The 24,122-nt window shown below is 43.7% G+C and carries 25 protein-coding genes; 8 read left to right on the top strand and 17 right to left on the bottom strand.

All coding sequences use genetic code 11. The features are described 5' to 3' along the window. The first annotated feature begins 18 nt into the window (after window positions 1-18). Entirely contained in the window at window positions 19-699 is a 681-nt protein-coding gene (locus tag K7R11_RS10245; protein WP_224490478.1) for a DUF2461 domain-containing protein, read from the top strand. Here the strand turns inward: K7R11_RS10245 and K7R11_RS10240 are convergent, their stop codons facing one another. Both K7R11_RS10240 and K7R11_RS10235 read right to left on the bottom strand, forming a co-directional pair. Continuing rightward, on the bottom strand, window positions 700-1,146 hold the full coding sequence (locus K7R11_RS10240) for a transcription elongation factor (protein WP_224490476.1): 447 nt from the start codon (window positions 1,144-1,146) through the stop codon (window positions 700-702). It lies immediately after the preceding gene. A gap of 63 nt (window positions 1,147-1,209) precedes the next feature. Continuing rightward, window positions 1,210-1,617, bottom strand: coding sequence for a glyoxalase (locus K7R11_RS10235; protein WP_224490473.1), 408 nt, complete (start codon window positions 1,615-1,617; stop codon window positions 1,210-1,212). A gap of 133 nt (window positions 1,618-1,750) precedes the next feature. Between K7R11_RS10235 and K7R11_RS10230 the strand changes: the two genes are divergently transcribed. After that, the gene (locus K7R11_RS10230) at window positions 1,751-3,106 is read left to right on the top strand and encodes an NAD-dependent succinate-semialdehyde dehydrogenase (protein ID WP_224490471.1); all 1,356 of its coding nucleotides are present in this window, start codon (window positions 1,751-1,753) and stop codon (window positions 3,104-3,106) included. A gap of 14 nt (window positions 3,107-3,120) precedes the next feature. Here the strand turns inward: K7R11_RS10230 and K7R11_RS10225 are convergent, their stop codons facing one another. The 6 genes from K7R11_RS10225 to K7R11_RS10200 form a co-directional block, all read right to left on the bottom strand. Further along, window positions 3,121-3,318, bottom strand: coding sequence for a hypothetical protein (locus K7R11_RS10225; RefSeq protein WP_224490469.1), 198 nt, complete (start codon window positions 3,316-3,318; stop codon window positions 3,121-3,123). Window positions 3,319-3,459: 141 nt separating this feature from the next. Next, the gene (locus K7R11_RS10220) at window positions 3,460-3,681 is read right to left on the bottom strand and encodes a hypothetical protein (protein WP_224490467.1); all 222 of its coding nucleotides are present in this window, start codon (window positions 3,679-3,681) and stop codon (window positions 3,460-3,462) included. A 60-nt stretch (window positions 3,682-3,741) separates the two neighbouring features. Further along, on the bottom strand, window positions 3,742-5,013 hold the full coding sequence (locus K7R11_RS10215) for a mechanosensitive ion channel family protein (RefSeq protein WP_224490465.1): 1,272 nt from the start codon (window positions 5,011-5,013) through the stop codon (window positions 3,742-3,744). Between the two features lie 64 nt (window positions 5,014-5,077). Beyond that, window positions 5,078-7,309 carry a transglycosylase domain-containing protein gene (locus K7R11_RS10210; protein WP_224490462.1) on the bottom strand — a complete coding sequence of 744 codons (2,232 nt, stop codon included), beginning with the start codon at window positions 7,307-7,309 and terminating at the stop codon, window positions 5,078-5,080. Between the two features lie 111 nt (window positions 7,310-7,420). Continuing rightward, window positions 7,421-8,284: a sigma-70 family RNA polymerase sigma factor gene (locus tag K7R11_RS10205; protein WP_224490459.1), complete on the bottom strand. Its 864-nt coding sequence runs from the start codon at window positions 8,282-8,284 to the stop codon at window positions 7,421-7,423. 216 nt (window positions 8,285-8,500) lie between these two features. Beyond that, window positions 8,501-8,929, bottom strand: a complete 429-nt coding sequence (locus K7R11_RS10200) for an FKBP-type peptidyl-prolyl cis-trans isomerase (protein ID WP_224490457.1) — start codon at window positions 8,927-8,929, stop codon at window positions 8,501-8,503. Between the two features lie 230 nt (window positions 8,930-9,159). Between K7R11_RS10200 and K7R11_RS10195 the strand changes: the two genes are divergently transcribed. Then, window positions 9,160-10,662 carry a DEAD/DEAH box helicase gene (locus tag K7R11_RS10195; protein ID WP_224490455.1) on the top strand — a complete coding sequence of 501 codons (1,503 nt, stop codon included), beginning with the start codon at window positions 9,160-9,162 and terminating at the stop codon, window positions 10,660-10,662. A 51-nt stretch (window positions 10,663-10,713) separates the two neighbouring features. Here K7R11_RS10195 and K7R11_RS10190 read toward each other — a convergent pair whose 3' ends face one another. The 3 genes from K7R11_RS10190 to K7R11_RS10180 all read right to left on the bottom strand — a co-directional run bounded on the left by K7R11_RS10190 (window position 10,714) and on the right by K7R11_RS10180 (window position 14,486). Next, window positions 10,714-11,775, bottom strand: coding sequence for a vWA domain-containing protein (locus K7R11_RS10190; RefSeq protein ID WP_224490453.1), 1,062 nt, complete (start codon window positions 11,773-11,775; stop codon window positions 10,714-10,716). Between the two features lie 84 nt (window positions 11,776-11,859). Beyond that, entirely contained in the window at window positions 11,860-12,279 is a 420-nt protein-coding gene (locus K7R11_RS10185; protein ID WP_224490451.1) for a thiol-disulfide oxidoreductase DCC family protein, read from the bottom strand. 29 nt (window positions 12,280-12,308) lie between these two features. Further along, window positions 12,309-14,486, bottom strand: a complete 2,178-nt coding sequence (locus K7R11_RS10180; protein ID WP_224490450.1) for an endonuclease MutS2 — start codon at window positions 14,484-14,486, stop codon at window positions 12,309-12,311. 98 nt (window positions 14,487-14,584) lie between these two features. Between K7R11_RS10180 and K7R11_RS10175 the strand changes: the two genes are divergently transcribed. Continuing rightward, complete coding sequence (locus tag K7R11_RS10175; protein ID WP_224490448.1) at window positions 14,585-15,250, top strand: uracil-DNA glycosylase; 666 nt, start codon at window positions 14,585-14,587, stop codon at window positions 15,248-15,250. Here the strand turns inward: K7R11_RS10175 and K7R11_RS10170 are convergent. From K7R11_RS10170 to K7R11_RS10150, 5 genes are all read right to left on the bottom strand, one after another. Continuing rightward, window positions 15,237-16,088, bottom strand: coding sequence for a substrate-binding domain-containing protein (locus tag K7R11_RS10170; RefSeq protein WP_224490447.1), 852 nt, complete (start codon window positions 16,086-16,088; stop codon window positions 15,237-15,239). The two genes, K7R11_RS10175 and K7R11_RS10170, sit on opposite strands and share 14 nt — an antisense overlap. A gap of 79 nt (window positions 16,089-16,167) precedes the next feature. After that, window positions 16,168-17,052 (bottom strand): nucleoside phosphorylase, encoded by an 885-nt coding sequence (locus K7R11_RS10165; RefSeq protein WP_224490445.1) that lies wholly within the window; start codon window positions 17,050-17,052, stop codon window positions 16,168-16,170. A 3-nt stretch (window positions 17,053-17,055) separates the two neighbouring features. Then, a complete protein-coding gene (locus K7R11_RS10160; protein ID WP_224490442.1) occupies window positions 17,056-17,988 on the bottom strand; it encodes a DUF1835 domain-containing protein in 933 nt (310 codons plus the stop codon). Window positions 17,989-18,052: 64 nt separating this feature from the next. Further along, window positions 18,053-18,385, bottom strand: coding sequence for a translation initiation factor (locus K7R11_RS10155; protein ID WP_224490440.1), 333 nt, complete (start codon window positions 18,383-18,385; stop codon window positions 18,053-18,055). Window positions 18,386-18,409: 24 nt separating this feature from the next. After that, the gene (locus K7R11_RS10150; protein WP_224490438.1) at window positions 18,410-19,360 is read right to left on the bottom strand and encodes an isopenicillin N synthase family dioxygenase; all 951 of its coding nucleotides are present in this window, start codon (window positions 19,358-19,360) and stop codon (window positions 18,410-18,412) included. A 145-nt stretch (window positions 19,361-19,505) separates the two neighbouring features. On the opposite strand from K7R11_RS10150, the gene K7R11_RS10145 reads away from it, so the two are divergent. The 4 genes from K7R11_RS10145 (at window position 19,506) to K7R11_RS10130 (ending at window position 23,709) form a co-directional block, all read left to right on the top strand. Continuing rightward, on the top strand, window positions 19,506-21,515 hold the full coding sequence (locus K7R11_RS10145) for an alpha-ketoacid dehydrogenase subunit alpha/beta (protein ID WP_224490437.1): 2,010 nt from the start codon (window positions 19,506-19,508) through the stop codon (window positions 21,513-21,515). Window positions 21,516-21,598: 83 nt separating this feature from the next. Continuing rightward, window positions 21,599-22,099 (top strand): lipocalin family protein, encoded by a 501-nt coding sequence (locus K7R11_RS10140; RefSeq protein WP_224490436.1) that lies wholly within the window; start codon window positions 21,599-21,601, stop codon window positions 22,097-22,099. 6 nt (window positions 22,100-22,105) lie between these two features. Next, complete coding sequence (locus K7R11_RS10135; protein ID WP_224490435.1) at window positions 22,106-22,795, top strand: OmpA family protein; 690 nt, start codon at window positions 22,106-22,108, stop codon at window positions 22,793-22,795. 71 nt (window positions 22,796-22,866) lie between these two features. Continuing rightward, a complete protein-coding gene (locus K7R11_RS10130) occupies window positions 22,867-23,709 on the top strand; it encodes a dienelactone hydrolase family protein (protein WP_224490434.1) in 843 nt (280 codons plus the stop codon). Between the two features lie 71 nt (window positions 23,710-23,780). Here K7R11_RS10130 and hpf read toward each other — a convergent pair whose 3' ends face one another. Beyond that, window positions 23,781-24,086, bottom strand: coding sequence for a ribosome hibernation-promoting factor, HPF/YfiA family (gene hpf / locus K7R11_RS10125; RefSeq protein WP_224490433.1), 306 nt, complete (start codon window positions 24,084-24,086; stop codon window positions 23,781-23,783). Window positions 24,087-24,122: the final 36 nt, after the last annotated feature.

Below are 24,122 nucleotides of genomic sequence, written 5' to 3'. Positions count from 1 at the left end.
CATTATTTACTGCATTTTATGGACAGGACAACTGTGCCGGTATCGGTTCTCCAATATCTTAAGGAGTTAAAAATTAATAATAACAGGGAGTGGTTTGACACAAATAAGAAACATTTTAAGAAAGAACAAAAACAGATAAAAGCTTTTTTTGAAGACCTGTTTTCACAATTGCAATCTCATGATGAAGTAGATCAGTATAAGGTTTTCAGGATCTATCGTGATATCCGTTTCTCTAAAGATAAAACGCCTTACAAAACGCATTTTTCAGCGTCTTTTCACAGGACTAAACCAAAATACAGGGGAGGTTATTACCTCCATATTGAACCCGGGAAAAGCTTCCTGGCTGCCGGTTTCTGGAACCCGGAGAAAGATGATCTTCTCAGGATACGGAAAGAATTTGAGATCGATGATGCCCCCATGCGTAAATTCCTATCCTCCGAGGCGTTCGAAAAAATATTTAACGGACTGGAGGGGGAAGAGCTGAAGACGGCTCCGAAAGGCTTTGACAGAGATCATCCTGCCATAGATCTGATTCGTAAAAAACAGTATATAGTTACCAGGAAATTCACCGATGCCCAGGTAATAGCTCCTGGGTTCCCGGAGGAGGTTAACCAAAGTTTCGCAGCGATCAGGCCATGGTTTAATTATATGAGCGAGGTGCTAACAACTGACCTGAATGGGGTTTCCCTCCTGGAATGATCATTCGATCTTCTGGATAGTAAAACTGTTATTGTTAAAAGTGATGGTTTCACCTTCCTTTTTATGTAGTAACAGTTCAGCAACAGGAGCTTTGCCTGAAATGGCCGTGAATTTTTCACCATTAGCCTCCAGAATTCCCAGCGGCACACTTAAGAAGAAAGTCCCCCGGTCTGTATGTACCAGGGATCCCATTTTTACATTGTCGTTGTTCTGAAAAATATCTATGTGCTTTAATTGCTCCTTCAATTTTAAAGTCTCATCGAGATAGCGCATCGTCTGGGTGTAGTTCTCACCATAGCCTCCCTCCGTAGTGCCGTCTTCCTCACTTTCCTTGTGGTGATCTTCATTCTCTGCAGACTCCTTTAAAAGAGCAATCTCATTCCTGTATTTTTCTATTCTGCCATTGAGCACGTCCATGCATCTCTGGTACACCTCTTTTTTGATCATAGAAGTTGATTTTTTGAAATTGTCCCCGGGGGAGGAACGCTATTACAAATTTATAGAAAAACTTTAGGCTACAGACTCATTTTCAAGCAATTGAAGCTGGTCTTTCAGGCGTTCGATCACAATCTTCATCATCCTTTTATTTAAGGCCGAGGAATTATCCGTATAGGCCAGGAACTCTTCAACGGTGAATTGACCGATGATGATGCCTTTTAGTGAATTTCGGAACTTGATGTCTTTCTGTACGGCGTTTTCTATATACCTCATCTTTTTTGGAAGGGAGAGGGTGTAGAAAACCCCTTTATGCTTGTTGGCATAATTCTTAAAAGCCTCTGTAAGCAACTCACTCTGAAGTTTGATCACCGGTCTCAGGGTAATATTCTGAAAACGTTCGTCCTTACTCATATTGTCATAGATCATCGCATTCGGAACTTCGGGTCGGAGGTTGAGAAGACTCTCTTTACGTGTAGCCATAATGAAGTAGTTTTCTTAAATATAGCAAATTCACTTTCTGCTAAGGTGAAAAGTAAGTTAAGGTTTTCAACCGATTTATAAACATACGGATGCTCCAGAGTTTGATACAATTGGTATCTTTAAAAGAAAAGATATGATTAAAACCATAAATCCATACAACGGGAAAATACTCGGGAAATACCGGGAATTGAAAGAGGAAGAGATCCTTGAGAAACTCATAAAAGGAGAAGCCTGTTACAAGTCCTGGAAAAAGGTGACTATAAAGGAGCGGGCACAGTTCTTTCTCCGACTTAAAACGCATCTCCAAACGAATAAGAAGGAACTGGCCGAATTGATGGGCAGGGAGATGGGAAAGCCGGTAACCCAGGGGATTGCCGAAATTGAAAAATGTGCCTGGCTATGCGAATATTATGCCCATCATGCAGATAAATTCCTCAGATCCGAAGAAATTGAAACCGATGCCGGGAAAAGCCTTATTGCCTATGAGCCTTTGGGAGTAATCATGGCTGTTATGCCATGGAACTTTCCGTTCTGGCAGGTATTTCGTTTCGCGGTTCCCACTTTGATGGCAGGCAATACAGCTGTTCTAAAGCACGCCTCTAATGTAATGGGATGCGCCACTGCCATCGAAAAGATGTTTAAGGATTGTGGTTTTCCTGATGGTGCTTTTCAGAATCTGGTGATCGGAAGTGAAAAGGTAGCCTTCGTGCTGCAGCAGAAAGAGGTGAAGGCGGTAAGTCTTACCGGAAGCGAACGCGCCGGCAAGGCCGTTGCGGAGGTTGCCGGTCGGGAAATTAAAAGTTCCTTATTAGAGCTGGGGGGTAGTAATGCGTTTATCGTTCTGGAAGACGCAGATCTTAAAAAGGCTGTAGAGGTTGCGGTAAATGCCCGGTATCAGAATACAGGGCAAAGCTGTATTGCCGCCAAAAGACTTCTTTTACAAAAGGGAGTGGCCCAGGAATTTCTCAATGCCTATATAAAACGGGTAAAGGAATTAAAATCCGGGGATCCGCTGGAGGAGGATACCTATATAGGTGTTATGGCAAGGAAAGATCTGGCGGAAACCCTGGAGGACCAAATGAAACGTTCATTGAATGCCGGAGCTGAATTGCTTCTGGGAGGAGAAAGGGATGACGCCTACTTTGAGCCTACCGTATTGAAAGTGACTAATACTGCAATTCCCGTAATGCAGGAAGAAACCTTTGGCCCACTCATTGCCGCATATGTTTTTGATACTCTGGATGAGGCCATCGACGTATCTAACAGCACAGCATTCGGCCTGGGTGTTTCGGTATTTACCGGTGATCCTGATCGTATCGTTGCAAGGTCTGATGCATTCGAGGAGGGGGCGCTTTTTATTAACGAACTGGTCAAGTCAGATCCCAGACTGCCCTTCGGAGGTGTTAAGTCTTCCGGATATGGCAGGGAGCTTGGTAGGGCCGGAATTCGTGCCTTTGTGAATGTTAAGACTATCTATGTCAACTATTAAAGTGATAGTTTAAATCAAGACACTTTTTCCCTGTAAATAAAAGGGTTGCACTCATCCAACTTAAAGTTATCATTTAAGATGTTTTCAGATAGCTTATGGCATTTCTCCGGAGTTGGCTGCATATCGCAGTTCTTCCGTTCTTTTTCTCCTTCGGTGCTGCTGCTTATCGCTGAGGAGATCAGCATGGCGAGTAGATAGACAAGCGTTTTCATAATGGTTTTACTTATTGGTTTTCTGAAAGTTAGTACCATTAACGCTTAATTATGTAGCCTTTAAGGTTAAATTACAATTAATTTAACGTAACGATTAGATTTTTAGCGGTTTACTGTGAATAAATTCTGAATATAGGATGGTTATTCCTGTTCCTGGGGATGATCTTCATACCAATGATCAAAGGTCTTATCGGTTTTATAATTATCGGTTAAAACCTTATAGACCATCACCACAACTAAGAACTGCCCGATCATCATCATGTAAAACAAGATATCGAATCTCACCTCCATTTGGGCAAGTGCCGTAAAGAGTACCAGGAAAACAGACACCACGAGCACCAGTATCATTGCCGTTGATTTCATAGCTTTTCTTGAAAATTTACGGAATCAATACGGCTTCTTATCTTAAGACGGTATTAAATTTCAGATTTTCAGCCTGTTAATGTCGCTTCCGGTTGGTTTTTCATGAAGCTCCAGGTCGAAAAAGGAAATGGAGGCGAACAGGTGTTCAAGAATGTCGGCCTGAATGCGTTCGTAATTCTGCCATACCTTATCTGAGGAAAATGCATAGATCTCCAAAGGGATACCCTCTGTAGTAGGGGGAAGGATGCGGGTCATCATCAGGAGGTCTTTATTAATGGCAGGGTGATTCTGAAGGTATTGATCGCAGTATTTCCGAAATACCCCCAGGTTGGTCTGATTTCTTCCATTGATAGGGATGGATTTATCAATATTCCTGTCTCTGTTAAACCTGTTGATATCACTTTGGCGTTTATCCAGATAGGGGGCGATAAGCTGTATGGCTTTTAATTTTTCGATATCGCTTTCAGAGAGGAACTTAACACTCCCGGATTTAAGATATAGAGTTCGCTTTATTCTTCGCCCACCGCTTTCTGTCATACCTCTCCAGTTCCTGAAGGAATCTGAGATCAGGGAATAGGTGGGTATGGTGGTTATGGTGTTGTCAAAATTTTGAACCTTCACTGTAGTGAGATTGATCTCAATAACATCTCCATCGGCCCCAAATTTATCCAGAGTAATCCAATCGCCAATGCGCACCATATCGTTCACAGAAACCTGTATACTGGCAACAAAGCCTAAGATGGTATCCCTGAACATTAATATGATGATGGCTGAGGCGGCCCCCAGGGTGGCAAGGAATTGAAAAATATCCTGGTCTGTCAGGGTCGAGAAAATGACCAGTCCGCCAAAAGCCCATAAAAATATAATAACGATCTGACTGTAGGAATCCAGGGGTTTGTCCTTGAAATAGGGTTTGGTCTTTAAATACTCCTTTGTTGATTTAATTACACTTCTTACGATCCACACCAGGAGAATGACCAGGTAGATATCGGTAACATTCATGAAAAAATCCCTCCATCCTGGAAAATCCTGGAAAATATAAGGAATGAGCCTTTCAAAAAGAATAAAGGGAATGATATGAGCGGTGTACTTTGGGAAATTACTTTCGGCAAGGAAGTCATCAAAGCTTGTGGTGGTGGTGTTTGAAAATTTCCTGAAACTGGTAATGATCAGTTTTCTGAGAATTCTGTCCAGGATGATGACCATCATAATGGTCAGCACCAGGTTAACCCCCAGGTTAATCTGGTTGGCCATGATCGCGGAATAACCCTGTTCCAGAAGAAAATCCTTGATCCAGGTGTAGGTATTGTTTAATAGTCCGGGCTCTGTCATATTTCGAAGAATTTCCACCCACAAAAGTAAGGGGATTTCCAGAGTTTAAAAACCTGTCTGTGTTTTATTTTGTCTCTTCTGTAAGGCCTTCGAAATTTTTGCGTTTTGTCTTATTCGGGTTCTTGAACAATCGTTTAAAAAATCCATCCTTTTTTGTTGGGTCGCAATCCAGATCTTCCAAAATATCCGCTTCCGGAGAAGCAAAAGTCCTATTGGTAACGTGTTTTAATTCAGGTGTTTTCTGGAGGTCTTTCCACCATAAGGCAAACATAGGTAATGCGGCATTGGCGCCTTGCCCTATAGCTGTGTTGCTGAATCCAACCCTTTGATCATCCAGCCCGACCCACGACACACTTACCAGGTCATTACTAAGGCCTATAAACCAGCCGTCTTTATTGTTTTGAGTGGTGCCTGTCTTTCCTGCAATATCACTTTGTATTCCGTATTGATCCCTGATTCTTCTCGCCGTACCATCATTGACCACCGAACGGAGCATTTGAAGAACCAGACTAGCCGTACGTGGCGAAAAAGCGGCCTCCCTCTCTGTATTACGATCCTCCCTTCTATAAAGTACCTCTCCCTCCTTATTCAGGATCTCAGTAATAAAATACGGCTCACTGCTCTTGCCCTCATTTAAAAAGCTGGTGTAGGCCTCTGCCATTTCCAGGACAGAGATTTCGGCCGTTCCCAGAGCCAATGACGGGACCTGAGGCAGCTCGGTGTCGATTCCCATTTTTTTAGCGGTCGTGATCACATTGTTTATCCCGGCGTCTTCGAGTACTTTTACAGCGACCGTATTAACCGATCTGCTCAAAGCGTACTCCATAGAATAGTTCATATAGTTCTTGTCTTCCTTGTCTGAAGCATTGTCCGGGGTCCAGCCTTCCAGGTTTTGGTATTCCACCTTTCTCAGCTCGTAATATTTACATGCAGGAATGCCCTGCTCGATAGCCGTGGCGTATACAATAGGTTTAAATACCGAGCCCACCTGGCGTTTACTTTGGGCCACATGGTCATATTGGAAATAACGGTAATCAATGCCGCCGATCCAGGTTTTCACGGCTCCCGTAGAGGCTTCAACACTTACCCATCCTGCATTAAGAAGTTTAAGGTAGTGCTGTAAACTGTCTTTTATGCTTAGTTGCTTCATTTCATCTCCGGTCCAGCTAAACACTTGCCGGGTAACTTTTTTATCCAGGGAGTCCATTATGGCGCTTTCACCAAGACCCTTATTTGCCAGATCCTTATAAGGGGCAGAATTTCGGTACAGGGAGGCTAAAAGTTTTTTGTCGGTTATCCATGGTGCCTGCTTTCCATAAGATTTTTCAAATGCATTTTGCAATGGAGCCATATGTGTTCTCAAGGCATTTTCTGCCTTGACCTGCATTTCAAGGTCAAGTGTGGTCTTAATGGTTAGTCCGTCTGCATAGATGTCGAGTTCTTCTCCTGATTCCTTTTGGTAATCCCTGGCCCATTGTACCAGTTGCTTTCTTACCTGTTCCCTGAAGTAGGGGGCAACCCCCCTGCTCGTGCGGTTCGTATTTAACCGGAGGTCGATCTCCAGTTTTGTTAAGCTGTCATAACGCTCCTCCGTAAGTTTACCGTACTTAGTCATCTGAGCGAGCACCACATTGCGTCGCTCCCGGCTCTTCTCAGGGAATAACCTGGGATTGTAGGTATGAGTGGCCTTTAAGGTACCAATGAGCACGGCTGCTTGATCAATACTGAGATTTTTTGCCGGGGTGCTGAAAAAATGCCTGGATGCGCTTTCTATTCCATAGGTGTTGTCTGAAAATGACACCGTGTTCAGGTATTTTTCCAGGATTTCCTCCTTAGTGTACAGTGCTTCCAGCCTGGAAGCAATGACAGATTCCCGTATCTTATGCGCTACCAGTCCGACAAATCCCATTTCTTTCCGGCCATACAGGTTTTTAGCTAGCTGCTGGGTTATGGTGCTTCCGCCGCCGGAAGAGGCATCCTGAAGAAGGATGGTTTTAATGAATACCCTCATAAGACTCCTGGTATCTGTGCCATCGTGTTCATAAAATCGGGCATCCTCTGTCGCGATAAGAGCTTCTGTAAGATGTTCGGGTAAATCCTCATACCGAACGGGCTCCCTGTCCTGTTGATAGATCTTTCCAATGGGAACTCCATTGTGATCTGTTATCAGGGTTGCCAGGTCCAGTTGGAGTTCCTCCAGATCTTTCCCGGAGGGGAGGGGACCCCAGAAACCGGAAAAAACAGAAATAATAAAAAGGGTAAACAAAAAGAAAAGGCTACCAATTATGATAGCCAAAACTTTTTTATATGTGTTTAGTGTGTGCCACCTCATGCAAAAGCTTTTAGTGTGATATACGTAATAAAAGCAGGGTAAGGATGTTTGAGGTGTCTTAAAATGCTGCTAAAATCAGCCCAAATACATTTTAAGGATCTTACTTCTTGAATTGTGCCGTAATCGCCGGATTCCTTTTTCCCGTATCTGCCTTACGCGTTCTCTGGTAAGATCGAAAATATCTCCTATCTCTTCCAGGGTCATTGGCTGCTCCAGGCCAATGCCATAATTGAGCTTGATCACATCAGCTTCCCGGGTCGACAGTGTGTCAAGAGCTCTGGTGATCTCTGTATGCAGGGAGTCATGTAATAGTTTTTTGTCTGGATTGGGTGATTCTGCGGATCTTACCACATCATAAAGGTTGGAGGATTCTCCTTCCTTTAGCGGGGCATCCATTGAAACATGGCGGCCTGCATTCTTCAAGGATTGCTTGACGTCTTTCACGGTCATGTCCAGCTCGCGGGCGATCTCCTCTGCCGATGGCGGGCGTTCATGTTTTTGCTCCAGGAAAGAGAAGGCTTTATTGATTTTGTTGATCGAGCCTATTTTGTTCAGCGGTAACCGTACAATTCGCGATTGCTCGGCCAGTGCCTGTAATATGGATTGCCGAATCCACCATACTGCATAGGATATAAACTTGAATCCACGTGTTTCATCGAAGCGCTTTGCGGCCTTTACCAACCCGATGTTTCCTTCATTGATAAGATCGGAAAGCTTTAGTCCCTGGTTTTGGTACTGCTTGGCCACCGATACCACAAATCTTAAATTAGCCTTGGTGAGTTTCTCGAGAGCGGCCTGGTCTCCCTGTTTAATCCGCCTTGCCAGTTCCACCTCCTCATCTGCAGTGATCATATCGATCTTACTGATGTCTTGTAGGTATTTGTCCAGGGATTTGGATTCGCGGTTCGTAACCTGCTTTACGATCTTTAATTGTCTCATAAAAATGATGTTATTAGGGAATTACCCACTCTTTATAACATTTTTTTATCAGAAAAGCAAGAAGACAACAGGATAACTACCTCTTTTACAGAAACTTTAGTATAATTTTAAGAGAATTGACCGGAAAAACCTGTAAAGCGGGTAGGGAGGGGGTGAAAAAAAGAATCCGGGTATGCAACTGCATACCCGGACCCGTTATAACAAATTATTATCAGATCAAAGGATCTCGATAACTTCAACTTCAAAAATCAGGTCTTTTCCGGCCAGCGGATGGTTGGCATCCACCATGATGCTGTTTTCCTTGATCTCGGAAACCACCAGGGGGATCTCACGTCCGTCCGGGGTTTTAGAAACCAGTCCCATTCCTACTTTAGGTTCCAACTCTTCAGGCAGGTCACTTTTTGGAACTTCCTGAACAAGTTCTGGCCTCACTTCACCGTAGGCTTGTTCCACCGGGATCTCAAGGGTTTTCTTTTCGTTCACCTTCATATCCAGGATCCCGTTTTCAAAACCGGGAATAAGCATTCCTTGTCCGAGGGTGAATTCTAACGGTTCTCTTTCGAGAGAACTGTCAAAAACCTGTCCGTCAGAAAGTTTTCCGGTGTAATGAACTTTTACAGTGTCGTTCGCTTTTACTTGACTCATAAAACGTTTTTTTATTTGGGCTAAACGCCTGTTTTTTAATTAAAACGCGAAACTACTCTTTATTAGGCGGAACACCATGGGAATTATGTTAAGTATTCCCTAAATAGAAATTCCCGGCAGCAGCTAAATCCTTCAGCAACTGTTAATTTTGAGATTTAAGGGCTTAAAATTTCAGGGTATCCCTTATTTCGGTTAATTTTGCTGGTTTAAAATTTAGGAGCCCTGAAACTATGTATGCGATAGATGAAATAGAGAAAAAAGAGCTATACGACTATCAGAAAGGTGCTATAGACCAGATCTTCGATCGCATTAATCATCGCCCTTCTAATTACCATTTGTTGTATCAATTGCCAACGGGAGGTGGGAAAACGGTTATTTTTTCGGAGATCGTCAGGAGGTATATAGAAACCTTTGGCAAGAAGGTGGTTGTACTAACTCATCGGATAGAACTCAGTAAGCAAACCTCAAAAATGCTGCGCGGATTCAATGTAAAGAACAAGATCATTAACAGTAAGGTTAAGGATCTTCCCGACCAGCATGAATATATGTGTTTTGTTGCTATGGTAGAGACGTTAAAGAACCGTCTGCATGACAACAAACTTGAGATTGATGATGTAGGCCTGGTCATAATTGACGAGGCGCATTACAATTCGTTCAGAAAACTTTTGTCTTTCTTTAAGCAGAGTTTTATCATCGGGGTTACGGCCACTCCTCTGAGCTCGAATATCAAGCTCCCGATGAAGGATAATTACAATGAACTTATTACCGGGGAACCCATTCAGGCGCTCATCGATAAAGGGTTTCTGGCCAAGGCTGAGATCTATTCGTACGACGTGGGCCTTACTTCTCTGAAAGTAGGTATTAACGGAGATTACACGGTGAAATCTTCCGAGGCGCTTTACTCCAAACTGGATATGCAGGAGAAACTCCTGACCGCCTATGAGGAACGATCTAAAGGAAAGAAGACCCTGATCTTCAATAATGGGATTAACACCTCCTGGTACGTCTATGAGCTGTTCAGGGAGGCTGGCTACCCGGTACGTCACCTCGACAATACCCACAGCGGTAAAGATCGCAAGGAAATCCTAAGATGGTTCCGCAATACCCCTGATGCTATCTTAAGTTCAGTGAGTATCCTGACCACTGGTTTTGACGAACCTACCGTGGAAAGTATCATCCTGAACAGGGCGACCCGATCCCTGACGCTGTATTTTCAAATGATCGGCCGGGGTTCAAGGGTTTTACCCAATAAAAATAAATTCACGGTAATTGACCTGGGAAATAATGTCGCACGTTTCGGATTGTGGAACGAGCCTGTAGACTGGAAGCATATCTTTAAATATCCCGATTTCTACCTGGAGAGCATAAAGGATGATGAGGAAATCGAGAGAAATTTCTTTTACCAGATGCCGGCAAAGCTCAGGGAAAAGTTTGCAGAAACTCAGGATGTGACCTTCGATGTGGAAAAGGTTTACGATGAAGTACTTAAAAACGGTTTAAAGTCTAAGGTGATCCTGGAACGATCTCTTGAACAGCATACCAAAATGTGTGTGGATAACAGTGAGGATGCCTATGAAGCCCGTATGCTGGCTATGGAACTGAAAGACGATATAGAATGCCGCATCAACAGGTATGCCCAGTGTATCAGTAAAAGCACCAAAAATTACAGGGACTGGCTCGCTGAGGATTACTTTAAGAAACTAAGAATAAACATTGTGAAGTGTTATCAATAAAAAAAGCACCCGGTTAAGGGTGCTTTTTTTATGCGCATGCCAAACCTGATCTTATTGGCATCCAGAGGTAAATCCGCTGGCGTCGAAACTGGTTTGTACCGCTCCGGTTCTTGAGCCGTCAAGTGCTTGTATTACGAGTTGATTCACGCCACTGCCGTCTCGCTTCGGGCTGCAGTATTCAAAGAGGTAAAAACTACGGGCCTGGCCTCCGACTGCATCAGAGATCTCATTAAACGTGGCTTCCAGTTCTTCCTTATTTGCTGCAAAAACACTACTGGTCTTTCCTATCTTTTCAAGAACTGCCTGGTCAATCTCACTCCCCAGTCCGATACTGAAAAAGCTGATGTTGTCATTGGCATTCTTAACCTTATTCAGAGCAGCATCCCTGGTGTATCGACCTGCCTGATCTGTTCCGTCAGTAAAGATCACCACAGAAGCGGCAGAGATAATGTCTTCGGTTTCAGATTGCGATAACAAATTTTCTGCAATGTCTGTAGACTTGATCACTGCACCGTAAAGGTCTGTGGACGGGTCTTGGCTGATATTCTGATCAATACTTTCCACTGCATTGATCAAAACATTTCTGTCGCTGCTCAACTCCTGCAACTGATGTAGTTCATCTTCCCCGTCAAACCAATAGATGGCCATTTCATAAGAAGGGTTGGGATTTAAGGGCATTACATTCCTGATAAAACTCACAGAGGCACTCTTTAATTCGAACAGACTTTCACTAAGTACACTATTACTCAAATCCAGAACCAATATGGTGTTCTGCTTAAAAATTTGTTCATTAGGAGAAATTCTCGCGTTGGATTCTGTCGGAGAAATAGGATTGAAACAGTTGTCGTTCCTTCCCTTTTCATAAATTTTAAAATCGCTTGCGCTTAAATCTGCAACCGGATTTCCGGATTTGTCATTCACCTTAAAAAAAACAGATACCTTTCCCGGTAGGGTAGTGTATTCATCCTGAATGGAGATCTTTAGTTCGAAGGTGCCCAGATCCAGGCAAGGATCTATACCCTGGTTGTTCCCAAAGTCATCATCGGCATTTCCGCAGGAAATCAATCCTGCACATACGAACAAAAATAAAGTAAGGGTTTGGAGTATTCTCATAGCATTGAATTAAGTTTTGGATCACAATAATAACGTTTCGGGGCCATTAAAATTATTCGGAGTCCACTATTTTTTAATACCAGGTTAAGCGTCCAGGAATTTCGACCTCAATGCAGGGGTAGGAATCATACACTGGTCTTTTTTGCCGAACCACCTATACCGGTTTCGGGCAACAAAATCGTAGAGTTTATCCCTCAACTGCACTGGGAGAATATAATTAAAAACGTAAAGGGTTTTCCAGGGCCATCCAAGGCCCTCCGCAATTTCAAGGGCAGCATCGGATTTCACAAAATACGCTACCCCGGGCTCTATCAGCACTATGGAGTCGATCTCATTGGTATCAATTTTGCGCTCTTTCAGCAAGGCCTTTCCGATCTCACTTTGCAGAGAGGCGTACCGGAAACGATCCTGATGATCTCTTTTGATCACGAAGTTGATCGCACCATTACAGAGGTTGCAAACCCCGTCGAATAAAATTACTTTTTTACCTGCTTCCAGTTCCATGCCCGAAATATAACAATTTATAATAGGTATTATTTTTTCTTGGCTTCCACCAATTCCAGCTTAGTCATGGCCACTGTGGTGGTAAACATGCCGTAATTTACGATAGCTTTATCTTTTTCAATAGCATCGATACTTCCTACAGCTTTTCCATCTTCCAGCCGGACACGGTCGCCAACTTTTAAAACAGGTCTAGGTTTGGGTTTTTGGATTTCAGCAACCTTTTGCTTTTTCTCCTTCTTTTTCTTCTCCCGAATCACGGCCACCTTAGACTCCAGTTCTTTTGCGATCTTCTCCTTGCGCTCCCGTTCGTTGCGCTTTTCTGCTGCAGATTCCTTTTTACGTTTGGCATTTTCGGTCTCTACGATCTTTAAAAATTCGGAGATCAAAGGTCGCTTCTTCTTGTTGATAAAATATTTTTCTGCGATTTCATTGACCTTGTTTCCGAGATAGATCATCCGTTGGTTATGATCAAAGAGTTCCTGGTAGCCTTCCAGCTTCGTCTTTAGTTTTTGGTTCAGGGATTCAAGACGCTTTGCTTCCTCCCGTGTCTTTTCCTCTTCCTCCTTAAGGGAGCTGGAGGTTTTAGCCATTTTACTACGTTCCTTCTGGAGCTTGGCTATGGTAGCATCAAAGCGTACTTTGCCGCGTTCAATCTTTTTCTTCGCCCTGTTAATGAGGCTGTAAGGGATGCCGTTTTTCTGAGCCACCTCAAATGTAAAAGAACTACCCGCTTCCCCAAGTACCAGTCTGAATACCGGCTCCAGGGTTTTTCTGTCGAACATCATATTGGCGTTGGTGGCATGAGGAAGTTCATTCGCCAGCATTTTTAAATTGGCATAGTGGGTGGTGATAATGCCGTAAGATGCTCTTTCGTAGAAGACTTCCAGAAATGTTTCAGCCAGGGCGCCTCCAAGTTCAGGATCACTTCCTGTTCCAAATTCATCAATAAGAAATAATGTTTTGTCATTACACTTTTTCAGGAAATAATTCATGTTCTTTAACCTGTAACTATAGGTGCTCAGGTGATTTTCTATGGATTGATTATCGCCTATGTCTGTGAGAATCCTTTCGAAGAAAAAAGTAGAACTGCGTTCATGTACAGGAATAAGAATGCCGCATTGCAACATAAGTTGCAGCAATCCCACTGTTTTTAGGGTGATACTTTTACCTCCCGCGTTAGGCCCGGATATCACAATGATCCGGTTTTCCTGTTCAAGCTTAACCGTTTGCGGGTAGGTGGGTTTTTGAGCTCTTTTATTGGTTACCAGCAATAAAGGGTGGTAGGCCTCCCGGAAATACAATTCTCTTTCCTGGTTGATCTCCGGAAGTAATCCATTGATCTCCCTGGCATATAAGGCCTTGGCTGAAACAAAATCCATAAGAGAAAGAAACTCCTGATAATCCTCAAGTAACTCCCTGTAGGGCCTGATGGTATTGGTTAATACCTTGAGGATACGTTGAATTTCCTCTTTTTCCTCAAAATGAAGGTTATTGAGTTCCCGGTTGTATTGATGGGTGGCTTCTGGCTCCATGAAGATGATGCTTCCCGTCTTGGATTGCCCCATGATACTCCCCTTAACGCGCTTGCGATACATGGATTTAACGGCCAGAACTCTTCTGTTGTCAATAACGCTCTCCCTGATATCGTCAAGAAAACCGGAGGAAGCGTAGGATGACAAGGCGGCACCGAAACTTTGATTGATCTTATTTCTGACCAGTCCAATAGCCTTTCTTATGTGGTATAAGGCATCTGAAGCATCGTCTTTTATTTCTCCGAAGCGGTCAACCACTTTTCCTACTTCATCCACAAAAAGGGTGGTGTATTCCATATGACTACAGGCCCGGGTTAATTGTGGGTAGTACTCTTCAAATTTCATAAAAAATTTCAGATGCTGGTTTACCGTATCTGAGATGCTGCTTATTTTCCTGAAACTTCCCACTTCAAGGATACTGTTCTCGATTTTGAGCATCTTGAGCTCCTCATGAATCGGGTCGAAATTATGGTTGGGAATTTTATTATTATTGTCAAAGGAGGCCAGGTATTCATTGGTTTGATGAAGTACCTCCAACAGTGTATCCTCGTCGGGGTATGGGGTCGTTTTTAAGGCCAGTTCCTTTCCCGGAGCCGTTGAACAGAAATCACTGATTTGCACCAGAACTTTCTGCAACTCCAGGTCATTTAAGGTTTTATTACTTATTTTGTTCATTGCAGTTACAGGACTCTTTTTGAGCAGGACAAATTTACATAACTTATACTGCATTTAAGTAACGCTAAGGGAAAACCTAAATCACACTACTGCGTATCATGAATATGGAAATAAATAACGGCTGGCAGGCTATTCTGGAAGACGAGCTCCAAAAGGATTATTTCACCTCTTTAAAACGTTTTGTGGGGGAAGAGTATAGCAAAAACCCATGTTATCCCCCGGAGGAACAGATTTTCAGGGCATTTGATCTATGTGACTTACAGGAGCTGAAGGTAGTAATTCTAGGCCAGGATCCTTATCATGGTGCGGGGCAGGCAAATGGATTGTCATTTTCTGTTTCTCCGGAAATTCCTCATCCTCCTTCCCTAAGGAATATCTTCAGAGAGCTGGAGGAGGACCTGGAAAAGCCTTACCCTGATTCAGGAGATCTCGGGGACTGGGCCCGTCAGGGTGTTTTATTGCTTAATGCAACGCTGACTGTTAGGGCTTCAGAGGCTGGAAGCCATCAGGGTAGAGGATGGGAGAAATTCACAGACCAGGTCATTAAGCGTATTTCAGATGCATGTGAGGGAGTCGTGTTTATGTTATGGGGAGGCTTCGCAGGTAAAAAGCATCGTCTTATAGATAAGGAAAAGCATCTTATTTTACAAAGCGGACATCCCTCACCCTTAAGTGCAAACCGGGGCTATTGGTTTGGGAATCGTCATTTTTCCAAATGCAACAGGTATTTGGAAGAAAAGGGGAAGGCACCTATAAAGTGGTAGTTAGTTCTGAAAACGACAGTCTGTCTTTGATAATTCCTAATTTCCCGAGCTCGTCCTGAACATTTTTTAGCGTAACCGGAGTGATTTGTTCCTGGCTCCAGGTAGTGAGGGCCAGCCATTCGCGGATGTCTGTAAGGTCCTGTTCATACCTGTTGGACAACATCCTGTCTATACTTGGAATCTCCTTGAATTCAAGGGTCAACGTATTAATTATTTCAAGTATGTGTTTAAGTGCCGGGGTGTTTTCTCTCACGGCATTTTCAGAAGCCGCGATCACAAAACAGGGCCAGGGCGTAGGACAATCGCCTAATCTTCTAAAGATGCCCTTATCTACAAGGGGCTTGGTAGTGAAATGCTCCCACATGAAATAATCGGCTTCTCCCGCACCCAGGGCGCTAACGGCACCTTCAATAGTGTTCACCACAGAAAATTCCAATTGCTCTGTATCCCATCCCAGGTTATCGGCATTTATATAGGCCATTAAGTGACTGCCACTTCCGAAACGACTAATGGCAGCGGTTTTTCCTTTAAGCTCTTTCAATTCTTTATAGGAACTGTGAGCATCTACATGAATACCCCAGTAGAGGGGTGAGGCAATAAATTCCTGTATGATTCTTGCTGGGCTTCCGGCAATGATATCCTTGGTAATGCCCTCTGTTAGTATTATGGCGAGGTCTGTTTCTTCCGTTCGCAGCATCTCACACATCCTCCCTGTACCCTCCGGAACATCAGACCATTCAAGGTCTATGCCTCTCTCGGCAAATGCACCTTCCTCTATGGCCAGTTGCCATGGCAGGTTAAAGTGTTCGGGGACTCCTACTATTCGTATCGTTTTCACCTCTAAACATTTTAGTAATCCCAACTAAAAGTAAGATGGATTTTTAACAAAAGGAATTTTTAGAACTAAAAAGTGATTGTTATTTCGGAAAATAGTTGGAAGAGGCGATTTTTTCCAGGGTTAGCCGGATGAGATCATCAATGCGTTCGCCTCCCCGTGAAGAGAAGGTCCCGCTGGCTCGGTTGGCGAGAATACAATTCAGGGAAATGGCGCTGTGTCCCATCATTTTAGAAAGAAAATAAATTCCGGAGGTTTCCATTTCAAGATTGGTTACCTGTAATTCGTTAAATTGGAAATCAACCAGTTTATCCAGGAAATCAGGATCCTTTACCGGGACACGGAGTTGTCTTCCCTGGGGGCCGTAAAAACCGGAATTGGTGGCAGTTACCCCGGATCTGATATCCTCCCCGGAAAAGATCGCAACGAGATCGGCGTCTGCCTGTACCACATAAGGTTGGCTGTGGGCGGTGTCACGTTGCAAATGAGCCGAAAGGGCTTCGGAGAGTTCGGGATGTACCACCGATGCTCCCCGGTAAAAATGAGCGAGGTTATCGAATCCTATGGCGTATTGACTTAGAAGGAAACTATCGGTTTCTATCTCCTTTCGAAGACTGCCGGAGGTTCCAATCCTTATAATGTTTAGCTTTTTTAACGGAGTGCTGATCTTCCGGTCTTCGAGGTCGATATTAACAAGGGCATCCAGTTCATTAAAGACAATATCTATATTGTCAGTACCGATACCTGTAGATATTACGGTGATCCGTTTTCCTTTATAATACCCGGTATGGGTATGAAATTCCCGTTTTTCCTTTTTGACCACAATCCGGTCAAAATACTTGGAAACTCCAGTAACCCGCTCAGGGTCCCCTACGGTGATCACCGTAGGGGCAAGGTCTTGTGGTTTTAATGCCAGGTGGTAAATGCTGCCATCTGCATTCAATATCAATTCTGATGCTTTCAGCACAAATCAGAGTTTTAAAAGTTGTCTCGCTTCTTCATAGTAGAGGAATGAGTATTTAGGTGCTCCCCCCAGGTAATCAGAATCATTTCGGAGTATGGGATAGAAATTCGATTCGCCTTCCAGAACCAAATGCCCCTGTGCACTGATCTTAACCGGAGTCATAGATTTAAACAGCGGTCGTAATCTTTTGGCCATTCGGTCGTACTGGAGATCTCCATATCCGTAGTTTTCCTGATCGATTAAGATAGATCCTATAAGCTGTTCCCGCGAAGCATAAGTGTCTTCTGCGGCCAGTTGTATCATGCGGTTCTCAAGGAAATTAAGACCGTTTTTCACCGTAGGGAAACGCTTGCAGTGGGCATGAATAGCAGGATTGAGAAAAGGAAAAGCCTCTCTTTCTTGGTGGGTGGCATTCAATAATCGGAGCGGATTCTTTTCACAATACAATTGCCACATAAAATCTGCGTATTCAATATCGTCTCTGCTCAGGAGTTCCTTTTTCGTGTAACATTTTTTTAATTCACTATTGCTGAGCTCACTCAACGGGATAAATTGTCCTTTTTTATTCTTTTTACTGAGTTTTACCAGGAAAATATCAGCATCCCTGCGGTGCTTAAGTAACCAGCTGAGCACCCCCAGCATATTTACCTGACAAAAAAGATCGTCCTCAAACCATAGGACGATCTCTTGTTGTTTCTTGTGATTACAAAGGTTGCGATACTCTTTTAAAGTAAGGTCGATAAATTTCTTCTTCGATACCTGGTAACGGGAATGCAGGAATTCGTAGCGCTGGCGCCAGAAGGATTCGCTGCCGACATCAATAGTAGTTTTTCCTTCACACAGCATTTCACGCCATGTAACAATGTCTCCCTTCAAGTCGAGTTTTTGCAGGGCATTCGTAAGAGAATCCCCATTGGTGATGTGTAGTGGAGTAGTCATTTCTAGTTAGTTAGGTTCCTATAAAAATAGGAAATAACTTTTAGAAATACCACTTCAAACTTTTTTACCCTCCAACTCTTTTTACTTTGAAGCCTTTTTCTTTAAGGATGCCCATTATTTTATCCCGGTAATCTCCCTGCACGATGATTTGATCATTTTTGAAACTTCCACCAACGCTCAATGTTGTCTTGATTTCCTTGGCCAGCTTCTTAAAATCGCTGTCTGCACCGGTATAGCCCTCGATGATTGTTATTGGCTTCCCTTTTCTTTTTTCGTATTTACACAAAAGCGGATCGTCCTGAAGCCATATACCGTCCTTATTTTGATCCTGTTCCCGGGTTTCTTCCTGAAATTCATGATCCGGGAATAGATTTTTAAGTTGATCCTGTAAATCCATAATACTCTTTACAACCGGTTGATGTTATTTTTTGATGAGTCCGAGATCGATTAGCCTTTCATGGAGAAAGTCTCCCGCGGTGATATCATCGAACTGTTTGGGATGATCGGCATCCACACATTTTTCCAGTACATTAAGCGGCATATCACTTACCGGATGCATGAAAAAGGGAATGGAATACCGGGAACTGCCCCACAATTCTTTAGGCGGGTTAATTACCCTGTGAATGGTAGACTTGAGTTTGTTGTTGGTATGCCTTGACAACATATCTCCAACATTAATCATCAGCTCGTCAGGCTGTGCTATGGCATCAATCCACTCTCCTTTGTGGTTCTGTACCTGCAATCCACGTCCCTGGGCACCCATTAAGAGCGTGATCAGGTTAATGTCCCCGTGGGCTGCTGCACGAACGGCATCCTTTGGTTCTTCTGTGATAGGAGGGTAGTGGATAGGTCTTAAAATCGAATTTCCATTCTTAATGTATTGATCAAAATAGGTTTCTTCCAGGCCGATATGCAGGGCAAGTGCTCTTAAAACGTAACGGGCAGTTTTTTCCAAAGCCTTATATGCCTTTTTTCCTACTTCATTAAAAGCCGGTACTTCTTCTACGATCACGTTAGGTGGGTATTCTTTTTCCAGGACCGGATCATCCTCTACATACTGTCCGAAATGCCAGAATTCCTTAAGGTCTCCAGCCTTACGTCCCTTTGCGTGTTCCTTCCCGAAGGAAGTGTATCCGCGTTGTCCGCCAAGTCCCTCGATCTCGTATTTCTTCTTTACATCTTCAGGAAGGGCGAAGAACTTTTGAACCTGGCTGTACAGGTCATCCACCAGGTCATCAGGTAGAAAATGCCCTTTCAAAGCCACGAAACCTATTTCTTCGTAAGCTTTGCCAATTTCATTAATGAATTTCTGCTTTATATTCGGATCCTCTGAAAGAAATTCCCTTAGATCCACACTAGGTATCCTATCCATTGTTATTCAGTATTTTAAACTTGACGTGTCTGGCAAAGTTACACAAATAAAAAACTTTTTTAACGGTGCCCAACGTAAGAAATTTAGGGCTCCCATGTAAAACCATAGTCCTTTTTTCTAAATTTGATCTAATAGAAATTTACTTATGTCTACCACTCCAAATACTACCACGTTTACTTACGATAACAGAAGCCTTTCTGAGAACATCCAGCTTGAGCTCTACAGAAACATGCTCAAATCCCGACTGATAGAAGAAAAGATGCTCATTCTTTTAAGGCAGGGTAAAATATCCAAATGGTTCAGCGGAATCGGACAGGAAGCTATTTCCGTTGGGGTAACCATGGCCATGAACAGAGAAGAGTACATTCTGCCTATGCACAGGAACCTGGGGGTGTTTACTACAAGGGGAATTCCGCTGGAACGCCTCTTTGCTCAATGGCAAGGCAAGTTATCGGGATATACCAGGGGGCGCGACCGGAGTTTTCACTTCGGTGATAACCCTCACCGGATCGTAGGAATGATCTCTCATCTGGGGCCTCAACTTGGAGTTGCTGATGGAATTGCCCTGGCGGCAAAACTCAACAGTCAAAAAGAAGCGGTAGCCGTTTTCACCGGCGAGGGCGCGACCAGCGAAGGAGATTTTCACGAAGCGCTGAACCTGGCTTCAGTCTGGGATTTACCCGTGATTTTCTGTATTGAAAATAACGGTTATGGCTTGTCCACACCGGTAAACGAACAGTATCGCTGTGAGCACCTGGCCGATCGGGCCAGTGGATATGGCATGGAATCTTATATTGTGGAAGGGAATAATATTCTGGAGGTATATCAGAAGCTCCGGAACATCGCCGCAGATATCAGGGAAAATCCCCGGCCGGTATTGGTGGAATTTAAAACCTTCAGAAGACGTGGTCATGAAGAAGCAAGTGGTGTTGCCTATGTGCCTGAGGAACTGATCAAAGCGTGGGAAGAAAAGGATCCCATAAGCAATTACAGACAGTTTTTAGTGGAGGAAGGCATCCTAGATGAAGAAACGGAAACCCAATATATCTCAACGTTGAAGTCTGAAATTGACCAGGCTTTGAAAACAGCTTTTTCCGAAGCCCCTGTAGAGGCTGACACCGCTGAGGAACTCCTTGATGTTTATGCTCCTGCTATCGAGAGCCCAAACACCTTAAAACCCGGAGGTGAAACTACCGAACTGCGATTTGTTGACGCCATTTCTGAAGGCCTGAAACAGGCAATGGAACAACATCCCGACCTTGTAATTATGGGGCAGGACATCGCAGAGTACGGTGGGGTATTTAAAATAACGGAAGGCTTTGTGGATCTGTTTGGTAAAGACCGGGTGCGGAATACGCCAATATGTGAATCCATTGTGGTTTCTGCAGCAATGGGATTATCCATTAAGAATAAAAAATCGGTGGTAGAGATGCAATTCGCCGACTTTGTATCTACCGGATTTAATCCCATCGTAAATTATTTGGCAAAGGTTCATTACCGATGGGGGCAATCTGCAGACGTCGTGGTTCGGATGCCTTGTGGAGCCGGAGTTGGAGCCGGACCCTTTCATTCGCAAACCAATGAGGCCTGGTTTTTAAAGACACCGGGACTGAAAGTAGTATATCCTGCATTTCCAGCAGATGCCAAAGGTTTGCTTACAGCTTCGATTGAAGATCCCAACCCGGTACTCTTCTTTGAGCACAAAGCCCTTTACAGAACGCTGAAGCAGGAGGTGCCAAAGAATTACTATACCCTGGAACTTGGTAAGGCCGCAGTTTTAAGGGAAGGAACACGAGCAGTAGTGATTTCCTACGGAGCGGGTGTGCACTGGGCTATTGAAGCCATGGAGGCGATGGGAGTCGCAGATGTGGCATTAATAGATCTGCGTACCCTGCAGCCTCTGGATAAGGTTACCATTTTTGAATGGGTAAAACGTACAGGTAAGGTTTTGGTAGTACATGAAGACACTTCATTTATGGGGTTCGGAGCCGAACTTGCAGCGATGATCCAGGAAGCGTGTTTCCAATATCTGGACGCACCAGTAATACGGGTGGGGAGCCTGGATACCCCCGTGCCCTTCGCTAAAAGTCTGGAACAGAACTACCTGCCAGGAACCCGTCTGCGGGAAGCTTTACAGGGGCTTTTGGATTATTAACAGGCAATACACTTCAATTTTGATGAAAGTTTGGTGAAAATATAGAGATGCACTACTTTTATGTAACTGATAATCTGATAGTTATGAAAAAAAGTGTAAATGCAATTTTCGCCCTGTTTATATCTGTTTTACTGATATCCTGTGGCGGAAGTTCCAGCCTTGGAAAAGAAAACAAATCTTTAAGAAGTAACCTGGATGGCACCTGGGAACTAAAAGGGGTGACCTACGATGGGGAAGGATATTATAAATCGACCCTTTTCGATGATGCCAATGCCAAATGCTATGAGGGTAGTGAATGGTTCTTCAGGTCCAATAACAGTACCGGGACGTATACCCTGAGCGGGGACGAGTGTAATCCCGGAATCCGTTACATCCGTTGGTCCATTCAGAATGATGCCAACGGGAATCCCAGTACCTTCACTTTTAAATTCACTGATGAAAAGAAAAATGACCTCTACGGCGGAGCGGGATATGTTTTCAATATCCAAAGCATTTCAGAATCGTCCATGGTCTTATCCAGCACGGAAAGTGCAGGGGACGGCAATGTGGACCTCGTTTATGAATTCAATAAAATAATGCAATAAATTATTATGAAAAAGATATGTCAAAATTTCGTGGCTTTAAGTCTTATGCTAACATTGGTTACAGGCTGTGATGCGATCAAAAATTCAAACAGCACCCAAAGAGGAACTGCCGTTGGAGCCTCTTCCGGAGCCCTTATCGGGGGTATCATTGGTAATAATGTCGGAGACGGGAATAATTCGGTGGTGGGAGCCATCATCGGGGCCGCAGTTGGCGGGGCGGTAGGTAACCGTATCGGAAACAAGATGGACCGGCAGGCAGAGGCCATTTCAGAAGCGGTTCCGGGGGCTGAAGTGACCCGGATAGGGGAAGGTATCAATGTGACCTTTGATGAGAATAGTGGGGTGCAGTTTCAAATTAACAAAGCCGAGTTAACCCCCGAAGGGAAATCGACCCTGGATAAGATGGCGGAGGTGTTTGTGGAATATGACGACACCAATATCCTGGTAGAGGGGCATACCGATAGCTCCGGAAAGGATGATTATAATATGACACTATCCAAAAAGAGGGCGGAAACCGTTACCAATTACCTTATTGGAAAAGGAGTTGATTCCAGCCGGTTAGCCACAAAATGGTATGGAGAAACCCAGCCTAAATACGACAACAACACAGAAGAGGGACGTGTAAAGAACAGAAGGGTAGAGCTTGGTATTGTAGCTTCTGAAGAAATGATCGAGGAAGCCAAACAGGGAAATTAACAGCTGCTATATAATTCGTATCTTAAGGTTCGCAAATTGCGAACCTTATTTTTTAATTTAAAATTTAAAACATGAAAACATATACGGCATGCATTTTATTGCTTTTAACAGGAATGATATCGTGTAAACAGGAAGAGAAATCCACCACATCGGAAGTGGAGGATTCGACCACTGAAGAAATCGTGGAGATCGATATCAGGGGAAAGGAAATAACCTATCAGTCTGATTCCACCATGATGAAAGGATACATGGCCTGGAATGAGAATGCCACAGAAAAGGCACCTGGAATTCTGGTCATCCACGAATGGTGGGGACACAATGATTACACGAGAGAAAGAGCAGATATGCTGGCAGAGCTCGGGTATGTAGCTTTCGCTATAGACATGTACGGAGAAGGAAAGCAGGCCGAACATCCCGATGAAGCCGGAAAATTTGCCAACATGGTAATGAGTAATATGGACGAAGCAGAGGCCAGGTTTAATGCCGCCCTGGAACTTTTAAAGCAAAATGAACATGTAGATCCCGAAAAGATCGCTGCAATAGGGTATTGCTTTGGAGGCTCTGTGGCCCTTACCATGGCCAATACAGGAGCCGACCTGGATGCAGTAGCGGCCTTTCACAGTGGTATAAATTTACCAGTGCCCCCTAATGATGATCTTAAGGCCAGAGTATTGGTTTGTAACGGAGCGGCAGACCCCATGGTGTCTGCAGAGGATGTGGCAAAATTTACGAGCGCAATGGACAGTACAGGAGTTACTTATGAATATATAGCCTATGAAGATGCAATGCATGCCTTTACTTCCAAAGCGGCGGATTCTCTTGGAAAAACATTTGATTTACCACTGGCATACAACGAGGAAGCCGACAGAAAGTCCTGGGAAGCACTTAAGGCAATGCTCGATGAAGTATTTTAAGTTGGAAAATTCCTTAAAAATGGAAAAGGGGCGCTCAGGCCCCTTTTTTATTTTAGGTTGATCTGCACCTCTTAGTGGTGCGCTTTCATTTTTTCCTTACGCTTACGCAATTGATTAGCAAGTTCTTCTGTTGCTTCAGCAATAGACATCTCATAACTTTTGGTATTAGCCTGTGCAAAAAGCCGTGGTCCGGGAGCGCTTAACTGAATGTTGCAGATCTTTCCGGTTTCGGGGGAAGATGTATTTTCAGTTTTGAAAAAAACGTCAGCCCGAACAATAAAGTCATATTTGTCAACCAGTTTATTGATCTTTTTACTGACCATTTCTTCCAATCTGCTGCTGGCGCTCACGGCATCGTACTCAAAATTTATTTGCATAATGTTTACTTTTATGGGTTAAACAATAGGATTCAG

Source organism: Robertkochia flava (assembly GCF_020166515.1).
Classification (GTDB): domain Bacteria; phylum Bacteroidota; class Bacteroidia; order Flavobacteriales; family Flavobacteriaceae; genus Robertkochia; species Robertkochia flava.
The sequence above is the reverse complement of the archived record's forward strand: the minus strand, read 5'-3'. Positions and strand labels throughout refer to the sequence as shown.